This window comes from Nonomuraea sp. NPDC050691 (genome assembly GCF_040654455.1).
GTDB lineage: Bacteria > Actinomycetota > Actinomycetes > Streptosporangiales > Streptosporangiaceae > Nonomuraea.
This window is the reverse complement of record NZ_JBFAIA010000269.1, coordinates 1-8,008: the sequence shown is the minus strand read 5'-3', so window position 1 is coordinate 8,008 and position 8,008 is coordinate 1. Positions and strand designations below refer to the sequence as shown.

Sequence of the window (8,008 nt, the reverse complement as noted above, 5' to 3'; positions counted from 1 at the left end):
CATGATGGTACTGCCTGAACGTGATGTACCATCATGGGCGGTATGTTGTGGGGGCTGGAACGTAAAACAGCTACCGAATTCTCATTCTTCCTTGCCGTGCCGATGATGATTGCGGCAACAGGTTACGACATCTTAAAAAACTACAGACTCTTTACCTTGCAAGATGTCGGACAAATTACCATCGGTTTTATCGCAGCATTTATCGCCGGTTTATTGGCAGTAAAAGCTTTGCTGAAATTTGTCTCCAGTAAAAACTATGTGCCTTTTGCCTACTACCGCATCGTATTTGGTGGTCTGATTCTCCTTACTTGGATGCTGGGCTGGGTCAGCTGGAGCGAATAACCCCTCTCCCCCCAAAGGACGTGTCCACACACGTCCTTTTCTTTTGCCCTTTTTTCTTTTATCCCTTCAGACGACCACCCTATGCGCCAAATGGTTTACACTCCGCATCATTACCCCTAAATATCTCCTCACCGTCCGTACAGCTTCCCTTCACCTTCATCTTCCCGCACACTACCGCCGTCAACGACTCGTTCAAGCGTAATACTCTCGGCTCCGCCTCCCTGTCCAGAGCCACCGCCTTCAGGGTAAACTTCCCTTCCAGGATCCCCTTAGCCTGACCGTTCATCCGAATGCAGAAACCGCCCGCCTCCTTCACCGGCAGCTCCGGCCACTTCGTCGACGTCAGCTTAAAGCTGCCCTTTTTCGCATAGAACTGCTCCATAAAGCGCGCATTTTCCAGCAGGGCGGCATGAGCCGCACGCAAGTTGGCCGAACGGACTGACTCCCGATAGGCAGTCAATGCCGCCGTCGCCAATATCGAAACCAGCAGCATCACCACCAACAGCTGTATCAAGGAGTAGCCCCTCTGTACAGCTGCCCCATTCCGTTTTCCGTCAAATGCTTTTAAGTACATATCTTTCTTCCCTTTATCTTTATCTTTATCTTTGTATCCCTATCCGACAGGAGGCACCTTATCCGTTTGTCCCTTTACTCAATGGCCCCCATTGGTCCAAGTCTTCATTGCCACTGCCCATACAAAGCCGCCCGTCAGCCCGAACCGGCAAACGGTTCAGCCTCGGGGCGGCATACGGCAGTTAACCGTCAGGCTTATTTTTTCACGGCAGGCTGTGCGGCCTTAGGCGCGGCAGAAGAAACCGTCGCCTCCGCCTTTAACTTGTTCAGTACCGCATCACCGATGCCCTTCACGTTTTTCAGCTCCTCCACCGATTTGAACGCACCGTTCTTCTGACGGTATTCCACAATCGCTTTCGCCTTAGCCGGGCCGATACCCGGCAAGGCCTCCAGTTCGGCAGAAGACGCGGTATTGATATTCACGGCGGCCAAAGAGAATGCTGCACAGACGGCGGCAAATGCACCAAATAAAAATTTCTTCATCAGATTTTTTCCCATAACATATTTGATTGAATCAGTCAGGAAGCCTACCGAATGGTTTTATTCCACTCTGTAAACACTGTCACATACGCGCAGATAGGGCAACAGCTCATACCCACACAAATGCTTACGACATATTAACGCAAATATCGTTTGATTTCAAATATTCTAAACAGTTAACCATAACTTTCAGTACTTTTGTTCAAGAATAACAACAGAGTTGTCATCCTTTAATTTAAACAACAAGCATGCACGAACACTCAATAGGTATCGGAATGGGTATCGGTTCATCAATATCCTTGCACCCATTACCCCATCCCCTATCGCCAAACCGACAGAACCGACAGGCATGTAAAAAGCCCCCGACATCAGTCGGGGGCTTTGGAATGGGTGTTTGGCGGTGACCTACTTTCACATGGAAGAACCACACTATCATCGGCGCTGAGTCGTTTCACGGTCCTGTTCGGGATGGGAAGGCGTGGGACCAACTCGCTATGGCCGCCAAACTTAAACTGTTACAAATCGGTAAAGCCTTAATCAATTATTTGGTGATGACTGAATCAGTCAGTAAGCTTTTATCTTTGAAGTTCTTCAAATGATAGAGTCAAGCCTCACGAGCAATTAGTATGGGTTAGCTTCACGCGTTACCGCGCTTCCACACCCCACCTATCAACGTCCTGGTCTCGAACGACTCTTTAGTGTGGTTAAACCACAAGGGAAGTCTCATCTTCAGGCGAGTTTCGCGCTTAGATGCTTTCAGCGCTTATCTCTTCCGAACTTAGCTACCCGGCTATGCAACTGGCGTTACAACCGGTACACCAGAGGTTCGTCCACTCCGGTCCTCTCGTACTAGGAGCAGCCCCCGTCAAACTTCCAACGCCCACTGCAGATAGGGACCAAACTGTCTCACGACGTTTTAAACCCAGCTCACGTACCACTTTAAATGGCGAACAGCCATACCCTTGGGACCGACTACAGCCCCAGGATGTGATGAGCCGACATCGAGGTGCCAAACTCCGCCGTCGATATGAACTCTTGGGCGGAATCAGCCTGTTATCCCCGGAGTACCTTTTATCCGTTGAGCGATGGCCCTTCCATACAGAACCACCGGATCACTATGTCCTGCTTTCGCACCTGCTCGACTTGTCGGTCTCGCAGTTAAGCTACCTTTTGCCATTGCACTATCAGTCCGATTTCCGACCGGACCTAGGTAACCTTCGAACTCCTCCGTTACTCTTTGGGAGGAGACCGCCCCAGTCAAACTGCCTACCATGCACGGTCCCCGACCCGGATTACGGGTCTGGGTTAGAACCTCAAAGACACCAGGGTGGTATTTCAAGGACGGCTCCACAGAGACTGGCGTCTCTGCTTCAAAGCCTCCCACCTATCCTACACAAGTGACTTCAAAGTCCAATGCAAAGCTACAGTAAAGGTTCACGGGGTCTTTCCGTCTAGCAGCGGGTAGATTGCATCTTCACAACCACTTCAACTTCGCTGAGTCTCAGGAGGAGACAGTGTGGCCATCGTTACGCCATTCGTGCGGGTCGGAACTTACCCGACAAGGAATTTCGCTACCTTAGGACCGTTATAGTTACGGCCGCCGTTTACTGGGGCTTCGATCCGATGCTTGCACATCTTCAATTAACCTTCCAGCACCGGGCAGGCGTCACACCCTATACGTCCACTTTCGTGTTAGCAGAGTGCTGTGTTTTTAATAAACAGTCGCAGCCACCTATTCTCTGCGACCCTCCAGGGCTTACGGAGCAAGTCCTTAACCTTAGAGGGCATACCTTCTCCCGAAGTTACGGTATCAATTTGCCGAGTTCCTTCTCCTGAGTTCTCTCAAGCGCCTTAGAATTCTCATCCTGCCCACCTGTGTCGGTTTGCGGTACGGTTCAATTCAAACTGAAGCTTAGTGGCTTTTCCTGGAAGCGTGGTATTGGTTACTTCATGTCCGTAGACACTCGTCATCACTTCTCGGTGTTAAGAAGACCCGGATTTGCCTAAGTCTTCCACCTACCGGCTTAAACAAGCTATTCCAACAGCTTGCTAACCTAACCTTCTCCGTCCCCACATCGCATTTGAATCAAGTACAGGAATATTAACCTGTTTCCCATCGACTACGCATTTCTGCCTCGCCTTAGGGGCCGACTCACCCTACGCCGATGAACGTTGCGTAGGAAACCTTGGGCTTTCGGCGAGCGGGCTTTTCACCCGCTTTATCGCTACTCATGTCAACATTCGCACTTCTGATACCTCCAGCACACTTTACAATGCACCTTCATCGGCCTACAGAACGCTCCCCTACCATGCCAGTAAACTGGCATCCGCAGCTTCGGTTATAGATTTGAGCCCCGTTACATCTTCCGCGCAGGACGACTCGACCAGTGAGCTATTACGCTTTCTTTAAATGATGGCTGCTTCTAAGCCAACATCCTGGCTGTCTGGGCCTTCCCACTTCGTTTACCACTTAATCTATCATTTGGGACCTTAGCTGGCGGTCTGGGTTGTTTCCCTCTTGACAACGGACGTTAGCACCCGCTGTCTGTCTCCCGAGGAACCACTTGATGGTATTCTTAGTTTGCCATGGGTTGGTAAGTTGCAATAACCCCCTAGCCATAACAGTGCTTTACCCCCATCAGTGTCTTGCTCGAGGCACTACCTAAATAGTTTTCGGGGAGAACCAGCTATCTCCGAGTTTGTTTAGCCTTTCACCCCTATCCACAGCTCATCCCCGCATTTTGCAACATGCGTGGGTTCGGTCCTCCAGTACCTGTTACGGCACCTTCAACCTGGCCATGGATAGATCACTCGGTTTCGGGTCTACACCCAGCAACTGTTCGCCCTATTAAGACTCGGTTTCCCTACGCCTCCCCTATTCGGTTAAGCTCGCTACTGAATGTAAGTCGTTGACCCATTATACAAAAGGTACGCAGTCACACCACAAGGGTGCTCCCACTGTTTGTATGCATCAGGTTTCAGGTTCTATTTCACTCCCCTCCCGGGGTTCTTTTCGCCTTTCCCTCACGGTACTGGTTCACTATCGGTCGATGATGAGTATTTAGCCTTGGAGGATGGTCCCCCCATATTCAGACAGGATTTCACGTGTCCCGCCCTACTTTTCGTACGCTTAGTACCACTATTGAGATTTCGAATACGGGACTATCACCCACTATGGTCAAGCTTCCCAGCTTGTTCTTCTATCTCGACAGTTATTACGTACAGGCTCCTCCGCGTTCGCTCGCCACTACTTGCGGAATCTCGGTTGATTTCTTTTCCTCCGGGTACTTAGATGGTTCAGTTCTCCGGGTTCGCTTCGCTTATCCTATGTATTCAGATAAGGATACCTCCTAAGAGGTGGGTTTCCCCATTCGGACATCGCGGGATCATAGCTTTATTGCCAGCTCCCCCACGCTTTTCGCAGGCTTACACGTCCTTCGTCGCCTATCATCGCCAAGGCATCCACCTGATGCACTTATTCACTTGACTCTATCATTTCAAGAACCTCTTTGACTTCGTTTGCCTACCCGTTGACTAGGGAAATAAACTTGAAATTCCTACTTTGATAAAGCTTACTGCTTTGTTGTATCTTAATCCTGCCTTTTGTGTTTCAGGATTAAGTCGATACAATCATCACCCAAATACTGTGTTTGTTTCCTTTTCTCTTGCGAGAGATTTTTCATCCTTTGCAAAGAACAAAAAATCAAAACAAACTCATTGTCTTTGTTTGTTGATTTCGGCTTTCCAATTTGTTAAAGATCGATGCGTCGATATTTCACTTCGCAAATCAAAATAAGCTGCTAAGTATAGCAGGCTTCCTTTGATTTGTAAAGTTCTTGGTGGAGGCAAACGGGATCGAACCGATGACCCCCTGCTTGCAAAGCAGGTGCTCTACCAACTGAGCTATGCCCCCGTTCTTGGTGGGTCTGGGAGGACTTGAACCTCCGACCCCACGCTTATCAAGCGTGTGCTCTAACCAGCTGAGCTACAAACCCGGATTCTCTTCTTAAGCGAATCTTGTCTTCACTCAAGCTTTTCTCTTCCGCATCTTTTACAGTTTACCGATAAGTGTGAATGCATCAGACCTCTTCTTTCTCTAGAAAGGAGGTGATCCAGCCGCAGGTTCCCCTACGGCTACCTTGTTACGACTTCACCCCAGTCATGAAGCATACCGTGGTAAGCGGGCTCCTTGCGGTTACCCTACCTACTTCTGGTATCCCCCACTCCCATGGTGTGACGGGCGGTGTGTACAAGACCCGGGAACGTATTCACCGCAGTATGCTGACCTGCGATTACTAGCGATTCCGACTTCATGCACTCGAGTTGCAGAGTGCAATCCGGACTACGATCGGTTTTGTGAGATTGGCTCCACCTCGCGGCTTGGCTACCCTCTGTACCGACCATTGTATGACGTGTGAAGCCCTGGTCATAAGGGCCATGAGGACTTGACGTCATCCCCACCTTCCTCCGGCTTGTCACCGGCAGTCTCATTAGAGTGCCCAACTAAATGATGGCAACTAATGACAAGGGTTGCGCTCGTTGCGGGACTTAACCCAACATCTCACGACACGAGCTGACGACAGCCATGCAGCACCTGTGTTACGGCTCCCGAAGGCACTCCTCCGTCTCTGGAGGATTCCGTACATGTCAAGACCAGGTAAGGTTCTTCGCGTTGCATCGAATTAATCCACATCATCCACCGCTTGTGCGGGTCCCCGTCAATTCCTTTGAGTTTTAATCTTGCGACCGTACTCCCCAGGCGGTCAATTTCACGCGTTAGCTACGCTACTAAGCAATCAAGTTGCCCAACAGCTAATTGACATCGTTTAGGGCGTGGACTACCAGGGTATCTAATCCTGTTTGCTACCCACGCTTTCGAGCATGAACGTCAGTGTTATCCCAGGAGGCTGCCTTCGCCATCGGTATTCCTCCACATCTCTACGCATTTCACTGCTACACGTGGAATTCTACCTCCCTCTGACACACTCTAGTCACCCAGTTCAGAACGCAGTTCCCAGGTTGAGCCCGGGGATTTCACATCCTGCTTAAGTAACCGTCTGCGCTCGCTTTACGCCCAGTAATTCCGATTAACGCTCGCACCCTACGTATTACCGCGGCTGCTGGCACGTAGTTAGCCGGTGCTTATTCTTCAGGTACCGTCATCAGCTGTCGATATTAGCAACAGCCTTTTCTTCCCTGACAAAAGTCCTTTACAACCCGAAGGCCTTCTTCAGACACGCGGCATGGCTGGATCAGGCTTGCGCCCATTGTCCAAAATTCCCCACTGCTGCCTCCCGTAGGAGTCTGGGCCGTGTCTCAGTCCCAGTGTGGCGGATCATCCTCTCAGACCCGCTACTGATCGTCGCCTTGGTAGGCCTTTACCCCACCAACTAGCTAATCAGATATCGGCCGCTCGAATAACGCAAGGCCCGAAGGTCCCCTGCTTTCCTCCTCAGAGAATATGCGGTATTAGCTAATCTTTCGATTAGTTATCCCCCATTACTCGGTACGTTCCGATATATTACTCACCCGTTCGCCACTCGCCACCCAAGAAGCAAGCTTCTCTGTGCTGCCGTCCGACTTGCATGTGTAAAGCATGCCGCCAGCGTTCAATCTGAGCCAGGATCAAACTCTTATGTTCAATCTCTAACTTATAACTTCTGGTCTGCTTCAAAGAAACCGACAGGACAATGTCTAAAACATCATCTTGTCTGTCTTTCAAACAGTGTGAGGCCTAATGCACTCACACTTATCGGTAATCTGTTTTTAAAGAGCGAATCGAATTATACAGTACATTTAGCAAATGTCAACTAAAATTATCGAAAATTCTAACTAACTGTGTTATACTGTCTGCTTCGTTTTCTTCACCGCGTCAGCAGCGAAGAACAGAACTATACGCCTCACAATAAAACCAGTCAACACCTTTCGCAAAATTATTTTCAGAAATTTAACCACCACCCTGTTTTAACAGGGTTTTTATTTTATAAAAAACTCCAACAACCTTTCTACACTCTCCAAATATACAAAAAAACACAAACTAAAGGCCGTCTGAAATGCTCTTTCAGACGGCCTTTTGAATTTGACCCTCGCTTTAATTTATATTATTAGCGCTTGTTTTTTGGTATGATGCTTCCTTGATTCTTTTATATCAGCCTCGAGTTTGCTATGTCTGTCTATACAAGTGTTTCCGACACTCAAATGCGTGACTTCCTTCTGCAATATGATTTGGGAGATTTTGTTTCTTTGCAGGGGATTGCTCAAGGAATTACTAACAGTAATTATTTTTTGACTACTTCAACCGGTCGTTATGTATTGACTGTTTTTGAGGTTTTGAAATCAGAAGAACTGCCTTTCTTTCTAGAACTAAACCAGCATTTGAGTCTGAATGGTGTTGCCTGCGCTGCTCCGATTGCTCGCAAAGATGGCAGACTGCATTCTATTTTGGCCGGAAAACCGGCTTGTTTGGTTACTTGTTTGAATGGCTCGGATACCGGCTGGCCAACTGAGGCTCAATGCTTCCATACCGGTGCTATGCTGGCCAAAATGCATTTAGCCGGTCAAGACTTTCCTTTAAAAATGAAAAACCCTCGTTATGATGACTGGTGGCGCGATG

The 8,008-nt window shown here is 49.0% G+C and carries 4 protein-coding genes, 2 tRNA genes and 3 rRNA genes; 2 read left to right on the top strand and 7 right to left on the bottom strand.

Features of this window, described 5'->3' with window-relative positions:
- Positions 1-33 precede the first annotated feature (33 nt).
- Positions 34-342 (top strand): undecaprenyl-diphosphate phosphatase, encoded by a 309-nt coding sequence (locus tag AB0H81_RS42660; RefSeq protein WP_358387558.1) that lies wholly within the window; start codon positions 34-36, stop codon positions 340-342.
- A gap of 79 nt (positions 343-421) precedes the next feature.
- Here the strand turns inward: AB0H81_RS42660 and AB0H81_RS42655 are convergent, their stop codons facing one another.
- The 7 genes from AB0H81_RS42655 to AB0H81_RS42625 all read right to left on the bottom strand — a co-directional run bounded on the left by AB0H81_RS42655 (position 422) and on the right by AB0H81_RS42625 (position 7,036).
- Positions 422-835: a type IV pilin protein gene (locus tag AB0H81_RS42655; RefSeq protein WP_358387561.1), complete on the bottom strand. Its 414-nt coding sequence runs from the start codon at positions 833-835 to the stop codon at positions 422-424.
- 275 nt (positions 836-1,110) lie between these two features.
- Entirely contained in the window at positions 1,111-1,413 is a 303-nt protein-coding gene (locus AB0H81_RS42650) for a helix-hairpin-helix domain-containing protein (protein ID WP_358387555.1), read from the bottom strand.
- Between the two features lie 374 nt (positions 1,414-1,787).
- Positions 1,788-1,901, bottom strand: a 5S ribosomal RNA gene (gene rrf, locus AB0H81_RS42645).
- A 94-nt stretch (positions 1,902-1,995) separates the two neighbouring features.
- A 23S ribosomal RNA gene (locus AB0H81_RS42640) occupies positions 1,996-4,884 on the bottom strand.
- A gap of 348 nt (positions 4,885-5,232) precedes the next feature.
- Positions 5,233-5,308 (bottom strand) — tRNA-Ala (locus AB0H81_RS42635).
- A 5-nt stretch (positions 5,309-5,313) separates the two neighbouring features.
- Positions 5,314-5,390, bottom strand: a tRNA-Ile gene (locus tag AB0H81_RS42630).
- A 105-nt stretch (positions 5,391-5,495) separates the two neighbouring features.
- A 16S ribosomal RNA gene (locus AB0H81_RS42625) occupies positions 5,496-7,036 on the bottom strand.
- The 16S, 23S and 5S rRNA genes sit together here with 2 tRNA genes alongside, the layout of an rRNA operon.
- Before the next feature lie 524 nt (positions 7,037-7,560).
- Between AB0H81_RS42625 and AB0H81_RS42620 the strand changes: the two genes are divergently transcribed.
- Positions 7,561-8,008: phosphotransferase (locus AB0H81_RS42620; protein WP_358387552.1), on the top strand; the 448-nt coding region annotated here is incomplete at its 3' end.

What these genes read in the sequence shown, in the direction of transcription:
- AB0H81_RS42655 (WP_358387561.1), bottom strand. Translation starts at nt 835, where the DNA reads ATGCTGCTGGTTTCGATATTGGCGACGGCGGCATTGACTGCCTATCGG.
- AB0H81_RS42660 (WP_358387558.1), top strand. Translation starts at nt 34, where the DNA reads ATGGGCGGTATGTTGTGGGGGCTGGAACGTAAAACAGCTACCGAATTC.
- AB0H81_RS42650 (WP_358387555.1), bottom strand. Translation starts at nt 1,413, where the DNA reads ATGGGAAAAAATCTGATGAAGAAATTTTTATTTGGTGCATTTGCCGCC.